Raw genomic sequence first — 21,444 nt, 5'->3', positions numbered from 1 at the left:
GGCATGAATAATATGGATCTTCCACGCAGCTCAGTCATTTGGTTCGGCGCGGCGTTTGTCTTAACCCTTTTGCCACAATTGTGGCTCTTTTTGCCCATGTGGGTGGCGCTGATGTTTGTGGGCTGCTTTGTGTGGCGCCTGCGCATTTATCGAATGAAAATGGGATTTCCCTCAAGCATTGTCAAAGTCGCGATGATTTTAGCCGTTGTGGGCATTTTGTATGCCACGCAAGGCAATTTTCTCAATACCACAGGGTGCAGCATTTTGTTGATGGCGATTTATGCCCTTAAATTTGTGGAATCTAAAACTGTGCGTGATGGCTATATTCTCAGCGCTGTGGGATTGATCGGGATTTCAACATTATATTTATTTGACCGCAGCATTGGCATGTTTATTTATTCAGTGCTGATCTTTGCGCTGGTTGTATCAGGAATGCTCAGTTTGCAGCAAGTGGGTTATGGGCGCGTCAATCATAAAGTGCAATTTATAACGGCATTACAGTTGATGGCGCTCTCTTTGCCTTTAATGATTGTACTTTTTTTGGTGTTTCCGCGCTTTCCCTCTCTATTGCCAGGGCGTGGGCAGATGACAGAAGTGGCCAAAACCGGTGTGTCAAACAGTATGACGCCTGGGAGCATCGCAAAGCTTGCCAGCAGTGATCAACACATGTTTTGGGCTGAATTTGAAGGGACAGTGCCTAAGGTCAATGAATTGTATTGGCGCAGCTTAACGCTGGATCATTTTGATGGGAAAACGTGGCGCCAAACGAATGCTGCACGCACTTTACCATCTGCCACATACCGTTTGCCAAAGTCTTCAAACGGGCAACATTACAGCATTATTTTAGACCCAACGCAGCAGCGCTATTTGGCAACCCTTGATCTCACGTTGATGGATGAAGGGCAAAATACTATTGTGCCTTTGCCTGATTTCAGTTATCAGTATGCTTATCCGGTAGAGCAGAAAATTCAATACGGCGGCACTTATTATAAAGAGGCTCAATTGCAAAATGGGCAAAATGTGGCTGAGATTGCCGCATCTGGTTATACGCAGATCACGAATGATAATCCCTACACTGCCGCTTTGGCCGATCGCTTATGGTTAGAGAGTCAAAACCCGACACAATATGTGCAAAAGATTTTGCAGCATTTTCGTCAGGATTATGTATATACGTTAGAGCCAGGGCGATTGACGAGTGAAAACACCCTCGATGAGTTTATGTTTGACACCAAAAGAGGTTTTTGTGAACATTATGCAGGGGCAACGGCTTGGATGCTGCGCCGTGCAGGCATTTCGAGCCGTGTTGTCATTGGTTATCTTGGCGGCGACATTAAAGCTGCCGAACGCCGCGTTGCCGTCAGAGGGCAAGAAGCCCATGCATGGGTGGAATATTGGGATCAAAATCGTTGGGTGAGACTTGATCCTACGATGGCAGTGGCACCGAATCGATTAGACCATGGCATTGAAGCGTTATTGATGGAATTGACGGGTGAAACAACCGTGGGTCAGGGTGATCAAAGCTGGTTGGCCGCTCTTAAAGCATGGCAAGAGGATTTAGATTATCGCTGGAGTAAATTTGTTTTAGGGTATCAAAACCAAACGCAACAATCTCTCTTCTCCATGCTGTTTAATGTCAAAGAGATGACCACAGCCTTGTTATTGAAAGTAACAATTGCTTTCATCCTACTGATTGTATTTGCATTAGTGCTGTGGGTGATGAAACCTTGGCGTGCCTTTAAACGCACGGTGAGTGATGAGTATCAGCGCTTATTGGCGCTGAGCAATGCACGCTTTAGGCTCGATTTGCCGCAAGGCACTTCAATCGATGAGTTCAAGCAAGCATTGATGCCGTATCTTTCAGAGGATGAGCAAAAAAGTTTGGAAAAGATGCAACAAATGTTGGTGAGCTATTTTTATGCGCCGCATAAAGGTGTACAATCAACCACTTTGGTGAAGAAAGCGATTTTAGCCATGCAGAAAATTGTGAAGGGTAACAATGGCACACGACGAAATGGATGACTTACGCGCCCGCGTAGATGAATTAGAGCAGCGCGAGGCGTTTCACGAACTCACGATTGAGACATTGAATCAATGTCTGATTGATCAACAACGCCAAATCGAAGATTTGCACAATCAGTTGATCACATTATCTTCTAAATTAGCAGAGAAGACAGAAGACTCACAGATTTCGCTTTTAGATGAGCGTCCCCCACATTATTAATGGGGCATCGCCGGTTCTAGCCGTTTGCGACTGTGAATAAAAAGTATATAATGAACAACTCGTTTTAAAATTTTTTAAAGACTGTGAATGGATGTTTAGAGTTTTTAAAAAGTGTTGTTAGGTGTGTTTTAAATTTAAGAGGTAATTTATGGAAGTTTCTAGACGACAGTTTTTCAAACTGTCCGCTGGAGCTGTCGGAGGAACTGGTTTGGCGTTAATGGGTATGGCGCCAAGCATAGCTCACGCGGAAGTTCGCCAGTATAAATTATTGCGTGCAAAAGAAGTGCGTAATACATGTACATACTGTTCGGTAGGGTGCGGATTGTTAATGTATAGTTTAGGTGATGGCGCTTATAATGCGAAAGCAAGCCTCATCCACGTGGAAGGGGATCCGGATCATCCAGTGAGCCGCGGGGCGTTATGTCCTAAGGGAGCGGGCTTACTAGATTACGTGAAGAGTCCAAACCGCTTGAAGTATCCTGAAGTTCGTCGTCCAAATTCTGATAAGTGGGAGCGCATCAGTTGGGATCAGGCGTACAAAGAGATCGCCGCACACATTAAAGAAGATCGCGATGCCAACATGGTGGTGCACAACGCAGAAGGCGTGCGTGTCAATCGTTGGACAACGGCGGGCTTTTTAGCAGCGTCAGGTGCGAGTAACGAAGCCGGTCATTTGACAGGTAAGTTTGTTCGTTCACTTGGAATGGTGGCCATAGATAATCAGGCTCGGGTCTGACATGGACCCACGGTAGCAAGTCTTGCTCCATCATTTGGCCGCGGCGCCATGACCAACCACTGGGTTGATATCAAAAATGCCGACGTTGTAATTGTAATGGGTGGGAATGCCGCGGAAGCGCATCCTGTTGGTTTTCGTTGGGTCGTAGAAGCAAAACAAAGACGTGGCGCAACATTTGTTGTGGTTGATCCTCGTTTTAACCGCTCTGCATCCGTTGCTGATTTTTATGCACCGATTCGTTCAGGGACAGACATTGCGTTCCTTGGCGGTGTGATCAATTGGCTCATCGCAAATGGCAAAATAAACTGGGATTATGTAAAAAATTACACCAATGCGACGTTTATTGTCCATGATGACTTTGATTTCAATGAGGGATTATTCTCTGGTTGGGACGAAGAGAAAAACGCGTACACAGATAAATCCTCTTGGAACTACAAGATGGATGAAAATGGCGATGCCGTTGTCGATCCGACAATGGAGGATCCGCGCTGTGTGTTCAATATGATGAAAAAACATTATGCATCATATACACCTGAGTTGGTGAGCACCATCACAGGGACGCCGGTTGAAGAATTTTTAAAAGTTTGTGAAATTTTAGGCACCTGTTCTGCACACAATAAAGTGGCGACATTCTTGTACGCACTTGGTTGGACGCAGCATACGATTGGTTCGCAAAACATTCGCACCATGGCGATGATCCAATTGTTATTGGGTAACATCGGTATGCCAGGGGGCGGTGTGAACGCACTGCGTGGTCACTCGAACATTCAAGGTTTGACGGATTTAGGTTTGTTGTCAACGAACTTGCCGGGCTATATGCCATTGCCAAGTGAAAAACAGACAACGATTGACACCTATTTGTCACAAGTGACGCCAAAAGCAACACGACCTGATCAGTTCAACTATTGGGGCAATACGCCGAAGTTCTTCGTCAGTATGATGAAAACATTCTGGGGTGATAAAGCCACCAAAGAGAACGGTTGGGGCTTTGATTGGTTGCCTAAATGGGATCAAATGTACGATGTATTGCGCGTATTTGAGTTGATGAAACAAGGGAAAATGAATGGCTATTTCTGCCAAGGCTTTAACCCTGTGGCATCGTTCCCAAATAAGAATAAAACCATTGCAGCACTCTCTAAATTGAAATATTTAGTGGTGATGGATCCATTGGTGACAGAAACCTCCACTTTCTGGAAAAACTATGGCGAGTCAAACGATGTGGATCCAAGTAAAATTGGCACCACGGTTTATCGTTTACCCACCACATGTTTTGCGGAAGAAGATGGCGCTGTTGTGAACTCCGGTCGCTGGTTACAGTGGCACTGGAAAGCAGCAGATGCACCGGGCGAAGCGTTGCCAGATGCGAATATTTTGTCAGGCATTTTATATGAAGTGCGCCGACTCTATAAAGAGCATGGTGGTGTGAACCCTGAACCATTGATGAATATTTCTTGGAAATATGACATTCCAACTGCGCCTCATCCTGATGAATTGGCCAAAGAGCTCAATGGTTATGCATTGGCTGACATCAAAGATGCCGATGGCAATGTGATTTTGAAAAAAGGTCAATTGTTATCAAGCTTTGCGCAATTGCGTGATGATGGGACAACCGCATCAGGCTGCTGGATTTACGCAGGCTCATGGACAGAAGCGGGCAACCAAATGGCCAACCGTGACAACAGCGATCCATCAGGCTTAGGTAATACTTTAGGCTGGGCGTGGGCATGGCCTGCAAACCGCCGCATTATCTATAACCGTGCATCGGCTGACCGTGATGGTAAGGCATGGGATAAAGAACGTGCGCTCATTTTCTGGAATGGTAAAAAATGGACCGGTTATGATGTCCCTGACTTCAAAGCAGATGAGCCGCCAGGCAGTGCGATGAATCCATACATCATGAATCCTGAAGGTGTGAGCCGTTTATATGCGATCGATAAGATGGCAGAAGGACCGTTCCCAGCCCATTATGAACCGATGGAATCTCCAATTGGTGTGAACTTGATGTATCCAAAAGTGCTCAATAACCCTGCGGTGCGCATCTTTGAAGATGACCGTAAGGAATTAGGGACAATGGAAGATTACCCATACGTGGGCACAACTTACCGTTTGACTGAGCATTTCCACTATTGGACAAAACATGCATTATTGAATGCGATTGCGCAGCCTGAACAATTCATTGAGATGGGTGAAGCATTAGCAGCCGAGAAAGGCATTGCCAATGGTGATTGGGTGAAAGTATGGTCTAAACGCGGCTTCATTAAAGCAGTTGCGGTTGTGACTAAACGCATTAAGCCATTAGATGTGAATGGTAAACGCATTCATCACATCGGCATTCCGATTCACTGGGGTTATGAAGGTTTGACCAAACAAGGCTTTATTGCCAATACGTTGACGCCTTCAGTGGGTGATGCAAATACGCAAACACCTGAATTTAAAACATTCCTAGTGAATATTGAGAAAGCAGAGGGAGGTCGATAATGTCTTTGCAGTCATTAGATATTAAGCGTTTATCCGCGACGTCCACCACGCCACCTCAAGCGCGTACACATGTGACAGAGGTGACGAAAGTCATCGATGTCTCATCTTGTATTGGTTGTAAAGCGTGTCAGGTTGCTTGTTCTGAATGGAACGATATTCGTGATAAAGTCGGTACGTGTGATGGTACGTACAACAACCCACATGATTTATCCGCAGAAAGCTGGACAGTGATGCGCTTTGCAGAAGCTGAACCCGATGAAGCTGGTAAATTAGAGTGGCTCATCCGTAAAGATGGCTGTATGCACTGTGAAGATCCGGGCTGTTTAAAAGCCTGTCCTTCACCGGGTGCGATTGTGCAGTATGAAAATGGGATTGTTGATTTCCATGAAGAAAACTGTATCGGTTGTGGCTACTGTATTACGGGTTGTCCATTTAACATTCCGCGCATCAGTAAGAAAGACAATAAAGCGTATAAATGTACGTTGTGTTCTGACCGTGTTGCGGTGGGGCAAGAGCCTGCATGTGTGAAAACATGCCCAACGGGTGCCATTCGCTTTGGTGAGCGTGATGCCATGCTTCACTTTGCAGAAGATCGCGTGACTGAATTAAAAGGTCGCGGCTTTGAGGATGCAGGCGTGTATAACCCGAAAGGTGTGGGCGGTACGCACGTTGTGTACGTATTGCAGCATGCAGATAAACCACAGTTGTACTCAAACTTGCCGAAAGATCCTAAGATCAGCGGTTGGACTGAGTTGTGGAAAGGCTTTTTAAAACCTTTATCAACCTTTGGTATTGCCGCTTCCATTTTGTTCGGATTCTTCCATTTCATTACGATTGGCCCGAATGATGCAGACAGTAAAGATAAGGATCGTGATGTGTTAGATCCTAAAAAACTGGCGAAAGAAGCGAAAGATATCGAGAAGGAGGACAACGCATGAAACCAGGAAATCGTTTAATTCAACGTTATTCTGCTTCTGAGCGAATCAACCATTGGATCGTGGCGTTTAGCTTTATTGTGTTGGCCATTTCAGGTTTAGCGCTCTTTTATCCATCATTCTCATGGTTTGGCCAAGTGTTTGGTACCTTGCAAACGGCGCGCATTGTGCATCCATTTGTGGGCATCATCATGTTCTTGGGCTTTATGATTCAGTTCGTGCGTTATGCGCCACATAACATTCCTAATATGGAAGATGTGCGCTGGGCATTGTCTGTGAAAAAAGTGATCATGGGCGAAGAAGTGGGCGATGTGGGTAAATACAACGCCGGTCAAAAAGGGATGTTCTGGGCAATGACGGGCTGCTTATTTGTGATGCTAGTGACTGGCATCATGATGTGGCAAAGTCCATTTTTCTTTGCCGATCATTTCTCCATTGAGCTTCGCCGCATTGCCATTTTATTGCATGCTTGGGCAGCTTTAATTCTGATTGCGTGTATCATTGTGCATGTTTATGCAGCGATCTGGATTCGTGGCACCATCCGTGCGATGACTGAAGGTGTGGTTTCTGAAAAATGGGCCCACAGTCATCATCCTGCATGGTATCGTGAAATCATGAAAAATGAGAAAGTTGTTGAAGATTCTGAGAAAAAAGAGTCTAAATAACAATGAATCATAATGTTTAAAAATAGGCGCAAGAAATTGCGCTTATTCTTTTTATAGGGAAAGAAATGAGTCAGTTTACACCGGAAAATAATGTATTAGTGGGCACGATTCCAGACATCAAACCCATTTTATTGCCTGAGGGTAATCCCTTCACATCACGCGTGATGCAGTTTGAGAAGATGGAGATCAGCGCGCCTGAGTCTTTGCACAGCACCATCAACTTTTGGATTCATCTCACAGAAGCAGCAAAACATGCGTATGCAGATTTAGAGATGGCACCACCTACTTTAAATGATGCGGCGCCTTTTTTGAAAGATGCAGAGTTATTGCCATATTTCCCCAATGTGTTTAAACACATTGTGGCTGCTTTAAATGCGAAAAAGCTGGCAGATGAAGTGAAATCTGTTTTAACAGCAATGGCAGATTTATCAGATGAAACATTAATCGCATATGCAAAAACATTGCTTGGCCAAGGCAGTGATGAGATTGCTAAAGAGTATTTACCATTTTTATCCATTGCCTTAAAAGTGGTGTATGTGAAAAGTGCAACTTTGGCCACATTACCAAAGTTGGAAGTGGAGCAAGGCTTTCATGATTGCCCGATGTGTGGCGATGCCCCAATTGCCAGTGTGTTAGACCCAATGGACAATGGCTTACGTTATTTGGTGTGCAACACCTGTGAAACGAAATGGCATAAAGTGCGTTCAACGTGTCACAGCTGCCCAAATACAGGGAAGATTGAGTTATTGTCTTTAGAAGGGCAAGAGTCCCCCATGAAGGCTGAAAGCTGCCCTGAGTGTCATGCTTACATTAAACATTTAGATCGCACAAAAAATCCAATGCTTGATGTGTATGTGGAAGATCTCGCAACGCTCGCGTTAGACTTTACCTTAGCTGAAGAGAATCAGCAGCGTTTGTCCATGAATTTGTATTTGCGCTGAATCAGTTTTCTTTGAATTAACCACCGAAAGGTGGTTTTTTTGTGGGTAGATCTTTAATGTCTTTAAATAAAGGCATAATATAATATTTAAAATAATATTTTTTATAAAGGAGAAAAAGATGTTAAATCTATTTGAACTCACAAAGAAAAATACAAGACACATTGGTTTGATGTTATACATTGCAGTGATTGCAGGTATTTTTCAGCATTGGTTAAATCGGGGTTTGAAGGATTGATTCCGCCGCGTACAGCAGCAACGATGCCGCCTCCTATGGTTCTATTGGAAAAATTAGGCTTTCATGTGGAAACCATGACCTATCATTGGATGGGTTATGCGGTGAATTGGGGTGGCAATGGCGTACACATTTTGTTCTCGATCGTCATGGCGATGATTTATTGTGTGACGGCTGAATATCTACCACGCGTTAAAATGTTGCATGGTATTGTGTTTGGCGTAGGTGTTTCAGTCCTAGCACATGGCTTAGTTGTGCCATTATTGGGATTATCTGGATGGTTATGGTTGGCAGGGTCAGAGGCGTTAATCTCAGAATTTATTGGGACAGCATTTTGGATTTGGTCGATTGAAGCCATTCGCCAAAACATGCGCTATAACTTAACTCATGGACCAGATGCAGAGTTTTGCTAATCAACAAACACCAAGGCCGATTGCCTTGGTGTTTTCGCTTAAGAAACCTTCAAAGATTGATGGGGTTTAAAATCAAGTGATAGGAAATACTCTAATGTATCGTCCTTGATCTCTAACCATGGCATCGGTAATTGAGGGGCTAAAGTGTTGGTTTGAGTGGAACGATAACACTGTTCACGAAAGCCCATGATGTCTTTCTTTTTATCGTTTTGCCACGCTTTGAGGAGTTCTGCTTGCTTTTCCACTGCAAAGTCAGGGTAATCCGTTTGATTCACTAAATCACGGATGTAAGTTGCTTGGAAATCAATCGCCGCAAATGCAGAGGTTGCCGCTTGGCGTTTTGCTTGCCATGCATTCATATCTTGTTCGCGTGCATCGCTGTCTGGCAAGTTAAAGCGGCCAATCATATAATCGCGCGCAAGCCATGCTTGGGCATCGAACATATTAAAAGTAAAGTATTGATCTTGCATGCCTAAATAGATCAATTGTGGATGTTCTTGCCAAAAAATCCCTTTGTATAATGTTTCAGGATAGAGGCAATTGCTCGCCTGTAGGCGTAAGCGATCTTCTAAAAATGGGAAATGGAATTGATAACCCGTGCATAAAATCACCGCATCAAAGGCTTTTTGTGTGCCATCTTTGAAGTGGGCAACATTGCCATCAAAGTGCGTCAGTAATGGTACTTCTGCAATACAGTCTGGCCAATCAAAACCTAAAGGGCGAGAACGATAGCTGATGGTGATGGAGTTTGCGCCATATTTATAACATTGTGTGGCAATGTCTTCTGCTGAATAGCTGCTGCCCACCAATAAAATATCGCGGCCTTCAAACTCTAATGCATCCCTAAAATCATGGGCGTGTAAAACGCGGCCAGGGAATTGATCTAAACCATCAAAATAGGGCATATTCGGCGTTGAAAAATGGCCAGTGGCCACCACAACATAATCAAATGTTTCGGTCTCTTGTTGATCCGTTTTATGATTCATCACCGTGACGGTGAATTTTTCTGTGGTATCATCAAACGTCACCCAACGCACAGGGCATTCAAAGCGAATGTATTTGCGAATGTCTTGTTTATTGATGCGCCCCATGATGTAGTCTTTTAACACTGCACGTGGGGGATAAGAGGGAATCGGCTGGCCAAAGTGCTCTTCAAATGAGTAATCTGCAAACTCTAAGCACTCTTTCGGTCCATTTGACCAAAGATAGCGATACATGCTGCCATGAACAGGTTCTCCGTGTTTGTCTAATCCTGTTCGCCATGTGTAGTTCCACATGCCGCCAATATCATTTTGTTTTTCATAACATACGATTTCAGGCAGATTTTCAACCCCTTGTAATCGCGCCGCTTCAAAAGCACGTAATTGTGCTAAACCACTGGGCCCTGCGCCCAAAATTGCAATACGTTTCTTTTTATCCAAAACATACTCCTTTTTAGTTGAGGAGCGGTTACCTTATAGAATCTTACCCCATAAGTCAATAGATCAAATATTTGTATTTAATCATAAATATATGATTTTAATATATTTATTGGTATTTTTTATGGCTGTGTATGGGAAATATAAAAATTATGAATTTTATCGAAAAATATCTCAAAAATATTGAATAATCTAAAAAGATATGAGTAATTATCGTAAAATGAAAAATCCCGCCAAAACAGCGGGATATGTTCTTATTTATATAACGATGATTAATAAAAATCAATGCGCATGTTTGCGTAGAATGATCGTCCTTCAGATGGGAAAGATGCGTTATAGGCTGCATAATCTTTGTTAAAGATATTATCAACACCTGCATTAAAGCTAACGCCTTTCCATTGTGGCGGTGTCACGCTGATTTTAAGGTTATATACTTGATAGCCTTTATTTTTCTCATTGCTATGAGCAAATGCATAACTGCTGCTGCGAGCGGTCATAGATGGGGTGATTTCAAACCAATCAATCGGTTTAAATGTGGCATAGAGATAGCCAAAATGCTTTGGTGTATCAGTGACATGCTCATTAGAATCCTTATTTTTCATGTCTAAATAGGTATAACCACCGCCTAAACGCACATAACGATTGATGTCATAATCTAATCCAAGTTCCAACCCTTTGCGTTCCACTTTACCAGATAAGTTGATGGTTTGATTCACAATGTAACCTGGGAAACGATGTGGATTATTTTCTTCGCGAGCAATGACATTTTTAGATTGGCTGTAAAAGAGCGTTGCATCAAGATGTAAACCCTCTACCGGCATCCCGCTATAGCCTAAGTCAATGTTGATGGCACTTTCTGGTTTTAAACTAGGATTTTGTAGCGCAATGATCGGAGTTTTATCATAAACAGGGCATAATCGCTGATCAGATTTGAATTTTTTGTCTTTACAATTGACAGCATTGTCACCATAGTTTGAATAAACTTCTTTAAAACTTGGGAAACGTGTTTTTTTACCTGCGGTGATGCGGAATGTATCAGTCTCTGATGGCTTATAAAAAAGTGCTGCTTGAAAGTCTGTTGCATCCATAGATGGCGCTAATAAAGAGCGTGCAGCAGGATATTGGCCGATCAACGCTTGTGTATTTGCCCCAATGCCATCGGCATCTGCTTTACGTTTGGTATAGATTGCCCCAACTTGAGCTTCCCATTGTTCATTAAAGGTGATGGTATCCTCTAAAGCGATGGAGTAGAACTTCTGTGTGGCTTTTGTCTCGTCTTGAGTCATTTTTTTGAGGTCTTGATCAATGCCTTTATGAGTTTCACGTTTATAGCTCAGCATCAATTTAAAGAGATGATTTTGTACAGCTGTTGTGCCCACTTCTAAAGACGCACCAAAGGCTTTATCATCATAATGACTGGCTTGATTGGGTTTAAAGTTTAAGAGCGTATTTTTAAAGCCATCATGATAAATGCGTGGTTTAATGTACACTTGATCATCAAAAAGCCATGTTTGGGAAACAAAGGAAATGGTTTCACGATCCCATTTTGGCCAAATCCATTCTGTTGGAATGATGCCGTTGCCTGTACCGGGATATTTTTTGGCTTCTTGTTTAGAATAGCTTAAAACGTATTCATCTGTGGCATTGGGCGTCCAACCCACTTTAATGTTCGCGCGGCGATCTTTTGTATGATAGAGATATTGATCGCTATCAACTTGACGCTTTGCACCATCTTTGCCATCAAATTTTTCTGCAAGGCGACTGTATTTGCGTGTGCGTTCAGATGCGCCCACTTGTAAGTACCAATTTTCTTGTAATGTGCCAACGTTTGCACTGATCTCTTTAACATCGCCAGTCGCTGTGCCAAGGGTGCCTGAAAAATCAAAGGCAGAGCGTGGCTTTAATGTCACAATGTTAATGGCGCCGCCCATAGTATTATGACCATACATGACGGAGCTGTAACCTTTTGCCACTTGAATGGAAGAGACATCCGCCGTTGTAAAGCGACTCATGTCTGAATAACCATCATATGGGATGTAAACAGGAATGCCATCAACAAAAATGGGCACATAACGCAAATTATAACCACGAATGGATACGCTTGGTTCAAAGCGGCGGGCAGAGCGACCGCCAGCTGCGCCAATTGGTGAATCGTAGAAAACACCCGGTGTATATTGTAGAGCTTGTCCTAAATCTTTCGCCTCTAAAAGCTCAATGGTTTCACGGTCAATGAAAGATTCAGAGGATTCTGCCGTGGTGATGGCGTCTGCTGTCACCACAACGGTACCTAAGGTGAAAATGTTACTGTGTTCGGCTTTGTTCTCATCTGCCATTGCCATGCCAGATGTATACAAAATCACCGCAGCGGCGACTTTTGTTAAAGTAAAACGGGGGGATGGATATTGCATACACTCTCCTAAAAATGCAATCAAAAATAGATGTTGAATTCGTAACTAAAAATTACGATGTTCTCCATGATAAAAATGCCCAGGGACGCTGCATTGGCTTCACTGTCGGCAATTGGCTTTGGTGGTTATGATAATAATGGATGAGGCGATCGCGCTCATCTTCTGTCAAGGTGCCAATTGACCACTCAACAGAGCGCACAAACTCTTCTGCGGTTTGTGTCAATGGCTTTTGGGCACAATGGTTGGCTTCAATGAAATCCACACTCACGCGATAGCCTTGTTGATAGAGTAGGTTCATGGCATAAATGTAAGTGGGAAAACCGATGTCATCGCGCCCAATGGCTTTGAGGATGTCGCGTTGAATGAAATCTTTATCCACCGTCATGCTCATGTAAACGGCTTTTTTGGCTTTGGCATTGAGTTTAGCCAGTGCATCTTCAATGTCAGCCACCATCGATGAGCGAGAAGAGACGCAAATGTCACATTCAGGGACATCGTGCCAATCATCTTCCCAAGATTTGAGAATGGTTTGATAATGATTGATCTTTTGTTCTGCGGCGCGCTCTGCCACCATCTCAAGCATTTTTGGACTGTAATCAAGCTCATAGACTTTCTCTAAGCCTGAAGCAACGGCTAAGCCAATGGTGCCACCGCCACAGCCCACATCTAAAAGAGTCGCCGCATCGGTCAAATCCATGCGCGAGACAAAGGCTTGAATGTATTGATCATTCGTGCACCCTGTGCCTGAACGCATGTTGTCTGCTTTTTTATCCCAATCGGCGGACGTTTTTGGTTGGCGCAATGCTTGTGCAGCATGATTGCGATAAAGTTTTGCAAAATCAATGTCATAAATGGTGGTGAGATCAGACATGAAAAATCCTTCATTAAAACATGTGGTTGAGATGTTTGTGGATGGTATCCATCGGTAAGTCATACAACGTGGCAAGGTGCGAGGCTGTTAAACAATCTTGCGGCGTGCCTGCTTGAATGATTTTGCCTTGATGAAAAAGCACCACATGATCGCTGATGTGGGCGGCATGTTCTGGCTGATGGGTGGTGAATAAAATGCTCATCCCTTCAGCTTTTAAGGTTTTAATGTGGTTGAGCACTTTTAACTGATTGCCAAAATCTAAACTTGCCGTGGGTTCATCCATGATGAGGATGGCGGGCTTTTGTGCCAGCGCCCGTGCGATCAGCACCAATTGACGTTGTCCGCCACTGAGTTCTGTATAGGCTTGTGTTCGTAAATGGCTGAGGTTGAGTCGCTCAAGGCAGTCATGCGCGATGGCAAGGTCAGCCGCTTTTGGCGTTGCATGCCATGAAATGTGTGCTGTTCGTCCCATTAATACCACTTCTTCCACGGTAAATGGAAAAACGTGGTGATGCGCTTGGGGCACATAAGCCATTAAGCGTGATAAAGCCGCATGTGAATAGGTGGTAATGGGCTTTTGATTGATCAAAACAGTGCCATCAATGGTGGGCAATGTGCCCAAAATGGTTTTGAGTAGGGTGGTTTTACCACAGCCATTGCCGCCAAGCAAACACGTCACTGCTTGACTCGGTAAAGCTAAATTTAAATCAGCCGCAATCACCTTTTTGCCATAGCCAATGGTTAAGTGTTCAAGCACAATATCCGTCATCGCTGACCACCTTTAATGAGTAAACCCATAAAAAATGGCGCGCCCACAAAGGCTGTGATGATGCTGATTGGCATCTCAATGGGGAAAAAGGTGCGGGCGATGGTGTCTGTGAAGAGTAAAAATGCTGCGCCTAAAAAAAGTGTGGTGGGCAACAATTGACGAAAATCAGGCCCAATCCACAAACGGGCGATGTGTGGCACGACTAAGCCAATCCAACCAATGATGCCTGCCATTGAGACGGCCGCAGAAGTCATCAATGTCGCCGCGAGAATGAAGATGATGCGTAAATGTTTGATATTGACGCCAAGAGCTTTGGCCTCTTCATCCTCAAGGCTCAGTAAATTCATGCGCCAGCGCAAGAGATAAAGCGGAATGAGCCCAATGAGAATCAAAGGGACAATGATGGCGAGGTCTTCTAACGTTGCCATGGTGAGCGAGCCCATCATCCAAAATGTCATGGTGGTCAATTGACTGTAGGGATCGGCTAGGAGTTTAAGCAGTGAGATCAATGCGCCCAATAGGGAAGCCACTGCAATGCCAGAGAGCACCAAGGCTAAAACAGGATCTAAGCGGCGCACCAAGCGGGAGACCAAATAAACTAAGGAAACAGTGAGTAAACCGCCAATGAATGCCAAAAGTTGAATGCCCACCATGGAATATTCTAAAAATATGGCGATCACAGCGCCTAAGCCAGAACCCACAGAAACCCCTAAAATGTCTGGGGACACCAACGGATTTTTAAACATGCCTTGATACGTTGCGCCTGCAACAGATAAAGCAGCACCCACACAAATGGCGGCTAAAATGCGTGGCCAGCGGATGTGCCAAAGGACAAATTCTGCATCTGTGGCTTCTGAGTTTGTCCATAAGCCCATAAAAGCTTGCCATAACTCAGATAATGAGAGCGGCACTTTGCCCACAAGCATGGCAAGGATCATCAGCACAACCAGCAAAGTTGGCGCAATGAACAATCGTTTACGCATGCAGATCTCCAGAGAGCATGCTCAATGCCTCATCTGTCAGATCATATTGATAAAAGTGTTTAAAGTAACCGGTGATCCATTCTGTATATTCATCATAGGGCATGAGCTCAGGATAGAGAACGCGGCTTAGCCAAATGGTGCCAAGCAATCGATTAATGCTTGGCGGACGATCAAGCCAGCCATAAGGCAGTGCTGGGGCTAAATAAACGCGGCGATTTTTAACTGCATTGAGGCGTTGCCAAAGGGGCAAGGTATAAATTTTGGCATGAAATTCTGGATCCATCGTGATGATGACATCGGGCTGCCAGAGCATCAATTGCTCCATGGAAACACGTGCAATGATCTCATCACCAGCCGCCGCTGCCACATTATGGGCGCCCACCCAATCGAGCACTTCTGTATGAATCGAACCGCCTAAGCCTGTTTCTAAACCATCCGCACCGCGGGCAGAATAGACTTTCATTTCAGGCAATTGGGAGGATTTGGCGAGTAAATGTGTGCGATCAAGCATTTGAGTGGCATAATTGGCCAATTGATCGCCGCGCTCGCTGACACCTAAAATATCGCCCAAAGTTGAGAGCTGTTCAGGGCTGTCTTTAAGCGTGCCATCCATCAATACGTAAGGCACTTTGGTTTGTTGATGCACGCGCTCAGCAGTTGTGACATAGGTGGCGCTGATGCTGCCAATGTCCACAATGATGTCAGGCTTGAGTGCAATGATCTTTTCAAAGGATAAGGTTGAGCCTTTGCCGGCTAAGCGTCCTGTTAAAGGTAAATCACGAAACTTTGGGCTGAAAAAAGGTTGCTGCGCTTTTGACAGTGGGCGCGTTGAGAGTCCTAATAATTTTTCGGGGGCTAAACTCATCAATAAGACATCGGCAACAGGTCCTGCGCTTAAAATTCGTTGCACACTGTCTGCTTTAGGCAATGCGCCAAAGCTCTGTAGCAATGATGTGTCACGGGATTTAGCCCACACAAGGGCAGGGCAATGAGCCATTAACGCGGTGGCGAGAATGGATTTTAAAAAGGATCGACGATTATGCATGCAATGCCTTCGATGCAGATACCATAGGAATGACCGATCAGCTTAAATTAACCGATATATATTGTCAAATATAGCGAAAAAGTCGCCTTGCCATTTCGATAATATCGGCTACAATGGCACGCTTCGTGGTTCGCAAACCTCCCACGCAAAAAAACTAAGGAATTTATTGTATGTATGCATTTACGCCTGAACAGCGCCGCCGTGCGTTGTATCAATTGTCATTTTTTCACATTTTAATCATTGCATCGAGCAACTATTTGGTGCAATTGCCCTTTACCATTTTTGGTTTTCACACCACATGGGGCGCCTTTACTTTTCCATTCATCTTTTTAACCACAGATTTGACGATTCGTATTTTTGGTGCATCGTTGGCGCGGCGCATTATTTTTGTGGTGATGATGCCTGCGCTCTTGATCTCATATGTGTTATCGGTGGTCTTCTTTAAAGGGCAATGGCTTGGACTTGGAGAGTTAAGTCAGTTTAACCTCTTTGTGGCGCGCATTGCGCTGGCAAGTTTTGCAGCCTATTTAGTGGGGCAATTGATGGATATTAGTGTATTCAGTTATTTGCGTCGCAATCAACGCTGGTGGGTGGCGCCAAGTGCTGCGGCTGTCGTGGGTAATATGATTGATACCTTGGTGTTTTTCAGCGTTGCCTTTTATCAAAGCGATGATCCATTTATGGCAGCAAATTGGATGGAGATTGCGTGGGTGGATTATGGCTTTAAGATCGTGATTTGTGCGCTGTTCTTCTTGCCTTTGTATGGTATTTTGCTCAATTACATCTTGAAAAAGATGTCTGATGCACAGCGTTTAGAAGATCCTAAGGATTATAGAATCCTTTAATTGGGCTTGGATTTTGGTGTCAATTGCGCTACTTTAGAAGTATCAATGGGCCTAAAAGAAAGGAGCATGTATGAAAACATTCATCAAACTAACAGCAGTGATGACCATGATTGGATTATTGGCAGGTTGTTCAACTTGGAACAGTATGAGCACTCGTGAAAAGGATGCTGTGGCTGGGGCAGGCGTTGGTGCTGTCACAGGTGCTTGGCTCTTTGATGGCGCGGTGCTTGGTACAGTGGGCGGCGCTGCCGTCGGTGGTCTCATTGGTGATCAAGTGGGTAAAAGCACAGATCATAAATAGTCATCAAAAGGCTTTGGAAACAAGGCCTTTTTTAAATGGTGATGACCAACTGACCGTCGGTCAATAATTTTGTACTCAATATAAATGTCTTCATACAAAAAATCCCCATTTCTGGGGATTTTATTCAATCAATCTATAATCTTAATCAATGATTGCATGCGGGTAAAAACGCGATAAATCCTGCGTAATCAATGCTTTGTCTTCACGGATACAAATGCCCGCCGATTGATCACCCACAACCCAACTGCCAATCAATGTGGTGTTGTCCTCAAATTTTGGTAGGGGATAATAGGCTTGATGAATGTAGCCTTCTTCACCATAAGGACCTTCCGCTTCTGCCACAATTTGTCCACGATCCACAATCGAAATGTTGGCGCCTTCACGGGAGAAGAGCGGCTTTTTCACATAAGACGATAAATTGCCGGCGGCAGCATCTTCTGCAAAATAGCTTTCCAACAAATTAGGATGATTCGGGAACATTGACCATAAAAGCGGCAAAATCGCTTTATTGGATAAGATGCTTTTCCAGCCGGGCTCGATCCATAAAGTTTTACGATTGTCTAAGTACTCTGCAAACTCTTCGCGGAACATCATCTCCCAAGGATAGAGCTTAAACATCGTGCGGATGATCTCATCATTCACATCTGTAAATTGCCCATATTCATTGATGCCAATGTCTTCAATGAACACAAAATCATTTGGCAATTCTGCATCTAATGCACAATCTTGCAGATATTGAATGGTGCCGCGATCCTCTTCTGTGTCAGAGCAGCAGCTCAAATGCATGTGAGAGATGCCGTGCCAGCTTTTAAAGAAGGCAAAGCGCTCGATGAGTTTTTCTTGAATGCTGTTGAACTGATCGGCATTGTCCGGTAAATGACCGGCGGCCATTTGATCTTCAAGCCAAATCCATTGGAAAAATGCGCTCTCATATAAAGAGGTTGGCGTATCTGCATTGTATTCCAACATTTTTGGCGGCGTTTTGCCATCATAGGCAAAGTCAAAGCGCCCATACAGTGATGGATCTTTATCTTTCCATGATGTGGCCACAAAGTCCCACACATTTTCAGGGATGCGGAACTTTTTCAGTAAAGCTTCATTATTGATCACAAGCTCAACGGCTTCTAAAGACATTTGATGCAACTCATTGGTGGCATCTTCTAGCTCATCGATTTCGCGGCCAGTGAAGGCATAATAATGATCCTCGCTCCAATAGGGCTCGTCATACATTGTATGAAAATAAAAGCCATATTCCACAGCTTTTTCTTGCCAATCGGGGCGCGCGGTAATGGGGATGCGTTTCATTTAACCACCAAAAGATGTTGAACGATTAGAAGAGGTGGCTTTTGAGGTTGAACCCGTTGAGCGCGATTGCGTGGCTTTTGATTGTGCCGCCATGCGCTGATTGTTCACCATTTGGCCAAATCCGCCACGTTTAACGGTGCCTGCAGGTTTGGATTTCAGCTCATTTTTTGGCACAGAAACGGTGCGACCAGATTGTGCAGCGCCATAGCTTTTACCGGTGCTGTCATAATAGTTTGTTGGGCGGCCTGATGCATCTTTCGGAGAATAGACAGGTTTATGGGCAGCATTGTTATTGCCCATCATGCCGCTCATGAGTTTACCCATCATAAAACCTGCAAGCAGTGGCATGAAGAAAGAACCGCCGCTCTCATTGCTGGCCATTTGTTGCGGATTGACAGCGTTGTTAGCTTGTTGAACTGATTGGCAGTTTTCTGCGCCAAAATCTGCGGTACATTCTTCAATGGTGGCGTATTTAGGTGCCGTTTCAATGGCTTCTTTAATGGCGCCTTCATAAACGCTTTTACATTCTGCCACCATGTTTGGATTGTTATTGATGCAGTCATTGGCATCTGAATAGATGGTCAACTGTTCAGTGTCATTGCTGCTGCCACAAGCCACGACGCCAAAAGCAACTAAAAGGGAAACGGCCAGAGGTTTGAGTTTAAAGTTCTTACGAAACGTTGATTTATTAATAGAGTGTGTGCGTTTTTTCATAATGATTGATTCCTCAAGGATTAAAACGTGAGCACTTTGTCGCTCTCTTCGGTGATTTTCACAGCTTCGATCATGGTGGTGACGGTGGACAATTGCGCATCATCGCGGCGCTTTCTAAATTGTAAGCAAGTGCCGCATGAATAGAGCTTGCCGCCTAATTCAGCATATTTTTGCCATTGGGCTTGAATGTCAAAGAGCTCATGATCCATAAATTCCACTTCAACGCCGCTGTTCATTAAAAATGCGGTCACGGTGTGTCCCATTTCAAGGGCGACATTCATGTAGCGAATGGCATTCCATGCTTTTTCAGTGTCATTAGAGGTAATGAATACACCAATTTTCATAACTCGATCCTTTCCTTTGATTGATGAGGCTTATTGTAAGCCTTCTGTGGTGCCTGTGGTGTGGATTTTATCGATCACTTGATAGAAATTCACGGGCGTTTGCGCGCCTGCCACAGCATCTGTGCGGTTAAAGACAAAAAATGGCACACTTTTAATGCCAAAGCCCATTGCTTCTGCTAAATCCACATCTTTGGCTTGGCTGATGGTGTGATCCGTTAAAATGTCTGCAATGTTGATCGCTTCAATGCCCACTTCCGCTAAAATCGCCGCGAGTACTTGATCATCAGCAATATTCTCACCTTTGGCAAAATAGCCTTCAAATAGGCGCATGTTAAATGCACGGGATTTGTCTAAATGATGCTGCTGCACCCAAATGGCAACGCGATGGGCAATCGTTGTGGTGACGGGAATCACTTTATCAAAATCAATGGTTAATCCAGCTTCTTTGGCATACACGACGGCATTGTCTGTCATCGCTTTAGCGCGATCAAGGGGCACATCATACTTTTGCGCAAGATTCTCATAATAAGATAACTCGGTTTCAAACGGTGCATCCGGCGACAATTCATATGCTTTAAATAGGAGCATCGCCTCTGTTTGATGTTCTGCGTTGAATGCATCTAACGCTAAATAAAAGTTATGCACGCCAATGTAACAAAATGGACAAGAAAAATCTGACCAAACTTCAATTTTCATAGTGACTCCTTCAATCTTTGCTGTGTGTATATTAACAGAGAAAAAAGTTCTATCATGACAATTTGCCGATGAATAGAGAGAAAAGGAGTAAAAATGTCCCCTTTGCGATTACTGATTTCAGAAAGTGTGGATCCGTGGTTCAATTTAGCGGTGGAAGAGACCATCTTTAACGAGATGGATCCGAATCAAAAAGTATTGTTTTTGTGGCGCAATGATCAAACGGTGGTGATTGGGCGCGCCCAAAATCCTTGGAAAGAGTGTAACACTCGTAAAATGACAGAAGATCATGTAAAGCTTGCGAGAAGACAAAGTGGCGGCGGGGCGGTGTTTCATGATTTGGGCAACACCAATTTTACCTTTATGGCGGGCAAACCTGATTATGATAAAACGCAATCCACGCAACTCATTATAAGAGCATTGGCCTCATTGGGCATTCATGCCACAGCCTCAGGGCGCAATGATCTCATCATTGAGCGCAATGGCGAAGTGCGTAAAATTTCTGGTTCTGCGTATCGAGAAAAAGCGGATCGTGGCTTTCATCATGGTACATTGCTCATTGATGTGGATTTTACGCGTTTGGCCAATTACTTAAATCCGGATCCCAAAAAATTGGCGGCCAAAGGCATTTCATCCGTGCGTTCGCGCGTGGCGAATTTAACAGAAGTGCGCCCTGATTTAACGCATCAGATGATTTGTCAGGCCATTGAGCAAGAGTTTTGTGCATTATATGGTGGCAAGGTGACGGCTGAATACATCAGTGAAGCTCATCCACCTGCCATTGATGGCTTTGCAGCGCAATTTAAAGTGCAAAGCAGTTGGGATTGGAACTTTGGTAAAGCATTGGAGTTTAGCCATCATTTTGATGAACGCTTCACTTGGGGCGGCGTTGAGGTGCAATTATTGGTGCAGCAAGGCGTGATGACAGCCGTTAAACTTTATAGCGATAGCCTCTATTTGGCGGCGCTTGAAGCTTTAGAACAAGCTTTAATGGGTCAGCGCTATAAAAAAGATGACATTCATGCTATTTTCAATGGCGTCATAGAACATCATCCTGAGGCACAGGACTCTTTAACAGAATTACAAAGGTGGTTTGTGCAGCAGATTCAATAAGATAATAACAACCA

General features: G+C 44.2%; 19 protein-coding genes, 1 pseudogene and 1 riboswitch. Of the genes and pseudogenes, 10 read left to right on the top strand and 10 right to left on the bottom strand.

Translation table 11 applies throughout. The features are described 5' to 3' along the window. Positions 1–3 precede the first annotated feature (3 nt). The 7 genes and pseudogenes from B9T10_RS02130 (at position 4) to B9T10_RS02100 (ending at position 8,621) form a co-directional block, all read left to right on the top strand. On the top strand, positions 4–2,019 hold the full coding sequence (locus tag B9T10_RS02130) for a transglutaminase TgpA family protein (RefSeq protein WP_246782137.1): 2,016 nt from the start codon (positions 4–6) through the stop codon (positions 2,017–2,019). Further along, entirely contained in the window at positions 1,997–2,221 is a 225-nt protein-coding gene (locus B9T10_RS02125) for a SlyX family protein (protein ID WP_246534757.1), read from the top strand. Before B9T10_RS02130 ends, B9T10_RS02125 begins: the two co-directional genes overlap by 23 nt. Before the next feature lie 148 nt (positions 2,222–2,369). Further along, positions 2,370–5,435, top strand: a complete 3,066-nt coding sequence (gene fdnG / locus B9T10_RS02120) for a formate dehydrogenase-N subunit alpha (protein WP_082825141.1) — start codon at positions 2,370–2,372, stop codon at positions 5,433–5,435. Then, complete coding sequence (fdxH, locus tag B9T10_RS02115) at positions 5,435–6,373, top strand: formate dehydrogenase subunit beta (RefSeq protein ID WP_008314713.1); 939 nt, start codon at positions 5,435–5,437, stop codon at positions 6,371–6,373. Before fdnG ends, fdxH begins: the two co-directional genes overlap by 1 nt. Continuing rightward, positions 6,370–7,035: a formate dehydrogenase subunit gamma gene (locus B9T10_RS02110; RefSeq protein WP_008314712.1), complete on the top strand. Its 666-nt coding sequence runs from the start codon at positions 6,370–6,372 to the stop codon at positions 7,033–7,035. The genes fdxH and B9T10_RS02110 overlap by 4 nt, the downstream gene beginning before the upstream one ends. Positions 7,036–7,100: 65 nt before the next feature. Next, positions 7,101–7,976, top strand: a complete 876-nt coding sequence (locus B9T10_RS02105) for a formate dehydrogenase accessory protein FdhE (RefSeq protein WP_094537681.1) — start codon at positions 7,101–7,103, stop codon at positions 7,974–7,976. 118 nt (positions 7,977–8,094) lie between these two features. Beyond that, positions 8,095–8,621: pseudogene (locus B9T10_RS02100) on the top strand (YagU family protein). A gap of 38 nt (positions 8,622–8,659) precedes the next feature. Here the strand turns inward: B9T10_RS02100 and B9T10_RS02095 are convergent. The 6 genes from B9T10_RS02095 to B9T10_RS02070 all read right to left on the bottom strand — a co-directional run bounded on the left by B9T10_RS02095 (position 8,660) and on the right by B9T10_RS02070 (position 16,115). Next, the gene (locus B9T10_RS02095) at positions 8,660–10,042 is read right to left on the bottom strand and encodes a flavin-containing monooxygenase (protein WP_094537680.1); all 1,383 of its coding nucleotides are present in this window, start codon (positions 10,040–10,042) and stop codon (positions 8,660–8,662) included. A gap of 269 nt (positions 10,043–10,311) precedes the next feature. Beyond that, on the bottom strand, positions 10,312–12,447 hold the full coding sequence (locus B9T10_RS02090) for a TonB-dependent receptor plug domain-containing protein (RefSeq protein WP_094537679.1): 2,136 nt from the start codon (positions 12,445–12,447) through the stop codon (positions 10,312–10,314). A 52-nt stretch (positions 12,448–12,499) separates the two neighbouring features. Further along, the gene (locus B9T10_RS02085; protein WP_094537678.1) at positions 12,500–13,318 is read right to left on the bottom strand and encodes a class I SAM-dependent methyltransferase; all 819 of its coding nucleotides are present in this window, start codon (positions 13,316–13,318) and stop codon (positions 12,500–12,502) included. A gap of 13 nt (positions 13,319–13,331) precedes the next feature. Beyond that, the gene (locus B9T10_RS02080) at positions 13,332–14,087 is read right to left on the bottom strand and encodes an ABC transporter ATP-binding protein (RefSeq protein WP_094537677.1); all 756 of its coding nucleotides are present in this window, start codon (positions 14,085–14,087) and stop codon (positions 13,332–13,334) included. Continuing rightward, complete coding sequence (locus B9T10_RS02075; protein WP_425528737.1) at positions 14,084–15,076, bottom strand: FecCD family ABC transporter permease; 993 nt, start codon at positions 15,074–15,076, stop codon at positions 14,084–14,086. Before B9T10_RS02075 ends, B9T10_RS02080 begins: the two co-directional genes overlap by 4 nt. Continuing rightward, positions 15,063–16,115 (bottom strand): iron ABC transporter substrate-binding protein, encoded by a 1,053-nt coding sequence (locus B9T10_RS02070; protein WP_094537675.1) that lies wholly within the window; start codon positions 16,113–16,115, stop codon positions 15,063–15,065. The genes B9T10_RS02075 and B9T10_RS02070 overlap by 14 nt, the downstream gene beginning before the upstream one ends. Positions 16,116–16,234: 119 nt before the next feature. Beyond that, positions 16,235–16,279: riboswitch (PreQ1 riboswitch) on the top strand. 6 nt (positions 16,280–16,285) lie between these two features. On the opposite strand from B9T10_RS02070, the gene B9T10_RS02065 reads away from it, so the two are divergent. Together B9T10_RS02065 and B9T10_RS02060 are read left to right on the top strand one after the other, a co-directional pair. Next, positions 16,286–16,960, top strand: coding sequence for a 7-cyano-7-deazaguanine/7-aminomethyl-7-deazaguanine transporter (locus B9T10_RS02065; RefSeq protein WP_008314695.1), 675 nt, complete (start codon positions 16,286–16,288; stop codon positions 16,958–16,960). A gap of 70 nt (positions 16,961–17,030) precedes the next feature. After that, positions 17,031–17,261: a glycine zipper 2TM domain-containing protein gene (locus B9T10_RS02060; protein WP_008314693.1), complete on the top strand. Its 231-nt coding sequence runs from the start codon at positions 17,031–17,033 to the stop codon at positions 17,259–17,261. Positions 17,262–17,402: 141 nt separating this feature from the next. Here the strand turns inward: B9T10_RS02060 and B9T10_RS02055 are convergent, their stop codons facing one another. The 4 genes from B9T10_RS02055 to B9T10_RS02040 are packed head-to-tail and all read right to left on the bottom strand — an operon-like array spanning position 17,403 to position 20,320. After that, positions 17,403–18,566: a glutathionylspermidine synthase family protein gene (locus tag B9T10_RS02055; RefSeq protein ID WP_094537674.1), complete on the bottom strand. Its 1,164-nt coding sequence runs from the start codon at positions 18,564–18,566 to the stop codon at positions 17,403–17,405. Beyond that, the gene (locus B9T10_RS02050; protein ID WP_008314690.1) at positions 18,567–19,280 is read right to left on the bottom strand and encodes a DUF1190 domain-containing protein; all 714 of its coding nucleotides are present in this window, start codon (positions 19,278–19,280) and stop codon (positions 18,567–18,569) included. A 20-nt stretch (positions 19,281–19,300) separates the two neighbouring features. After that, complete coding sequence (locus tag B9T10_RS02045) at positions 19,301–19,624, bottom strand: DsrE family protein (RefSeq protein ID WP_063454944.1); 324 nt, start codon at positions 19,622–19,624, stop codon at positions 19,301–19,303. 30 nt (positions 19,625–19,654) lie between these two features. After that, positions 19,655–20,320, bottom strand: a complete 666-nt coding sequence (locus B9T10_RS02040) for a DsbA family oxidoreductase (RefSeq protein ID WP_018122109.1) — start codon at positions 20,318–20,320, stop codon at positions 19,655–19,657. A 93-nt stretch (positions 20,321–20,413) separates the two neighbouring features. On the opposite strand from B9T10_RS02040, the gene lplA reads away from it, so the two are divergent. Continuing rightward, positions 20,414–21,430, top strand: a complete 1,017-nt coding sequence (lplA, locus tag B9T10_RS02035; RefSeq protein ID WP_094537673.1) for a lipoate--protein ligase — start codon at positions 20,414–20,416, stop codon at positions 21,428–21,430. Positions 21,431–21,444 lie beyond the last annotated feature (14 nt).

The organism is Wohlfahrtiimonas chitiniclastica (genome assembly GCF_002252325.1).
In the GTDB taxonomy this organism is placed as follows: domain Bacteria; phylum Pseudomonadota; class Gammaproteobacteria; order Cardiobacteriales; family Wohlfahrtiimonadaceae; genus Wohlfahrtiimonas; species Wohlfahrtiimonas chitiniclastica.
Note: the sequence above shows the minus strand (reverse complement) of the source record. Positions and strands in the feature narration are given on the sequence as shown.

Bases quoted from the DNA above. Each gene is read 5' to 3' on its own strand.
- B9T10_RS02130 (WP_246782137.1), top strand. From the start codon at position 4: ATGAATAATATGGATCTTCCACGCAGCTCAGTCATTTGGTTCGGCGCG.
- B9T10_RS02125 (WP_246534757.1), top strand. From the start codon at position 1,997: ATGGCACACGACGAAATGGATGACTTACGCGCCCGCGTAGATGAATTA.
- fdxH (WP_008314713.1), top strand. From the start codon at position 5,435: ATGTCTTTGCAGTCATTAGATATTAAGCGTTTATCCGCGACGTCCACC.
- B9T10_RS02110 (WP_008314712.1), top strand. From the start codon at position 6,370: ATGAAACCAGGAAATCGTTTAATTCAACGTTATTCTGCTTCTGAGCGA.
- B9T10_RS02105 (WP_094537681.1), top strand. From the start codon at position 7,101: ATGAGTCAGTTTACACCGGAAAATAATGTATTAGTGGGCACGATTCCA.
- B9T10_RS02090 (WP_094537679.1), bottom strand. From the start codon at position 12,447: ATGCAATATCCATCCCCCCGTTTTACTTTAACAAAAGTCGCCGCTGCG.
- B9T10_RS02085 (WP_094537678.1), bottom strand. From the start codon at position 13,318: ATGTCTGATCTCACCACCATTTATGACATTGATTTTGCAAAACTTTAT.
- B9T10_RS02080 (WP_094537677.1), bottom strand. From the start codon at position 14,087: ATGACGGATATTGTGCTTGAACACTTAACCATTGGCTATGGCAAAAAG.
- B9T10_RS02070 (WP_094537675.1), bottom strand. From the start codon at position 16,115: ATGCATAATCGTCGATCCTTTTTAAAATCCATTCTCGCCACCGCGTTA.
- B9T10_RS02065 (WP_008314695.1), top strand. From the start codon at position 16,286: ATGTATGCATTTACGCCTGAACAGCGCCGCCGTGCGTTGTATCAATTG.
- B9T10_RS02060 (WP_008314693.1), top strand. From the start codon at position 17,031: ATGAAAACATTCATCAAACTAACAGCAGTGATGACCATGATTGGATTA.
- B9T10_RS02055 (WP_094537674.1), bottom strand. From the start codon at position 18,566: ATGAAACGCATCCCCATTACCGCGCGCCCCGATTGGCAAGAAAAAGCT.
- B9T10_RS02050 (WP_008314690.1), bottom strand. From the start codon at position 19,280: ATGAAAAAACGCACACACTCTATTAATAAATCAACGTTTCGTAAGAAC.
- B9T10_RS02045 (WP_063454944.1), bottom strand. From the start codon at position 19,624: ATGAAAATTGGTGTATTCATTACCTCTAATGACACTGAAAAAGCATGG.
- B9T10_RS02040 (WP_018122109.1), bottom strand. From the start codon at position 20,320: ATGAAAATTGAAGTTTGGTCAGATTTTTCTTGTCCATTTTGTTACATT.
- lplA (WP_094537673.1), top strand. From the start codon at position 20,414: ATGTCCCCTTTGCGATTACTGATTTCAGAAAGTGTGGATCCGTGGTTC.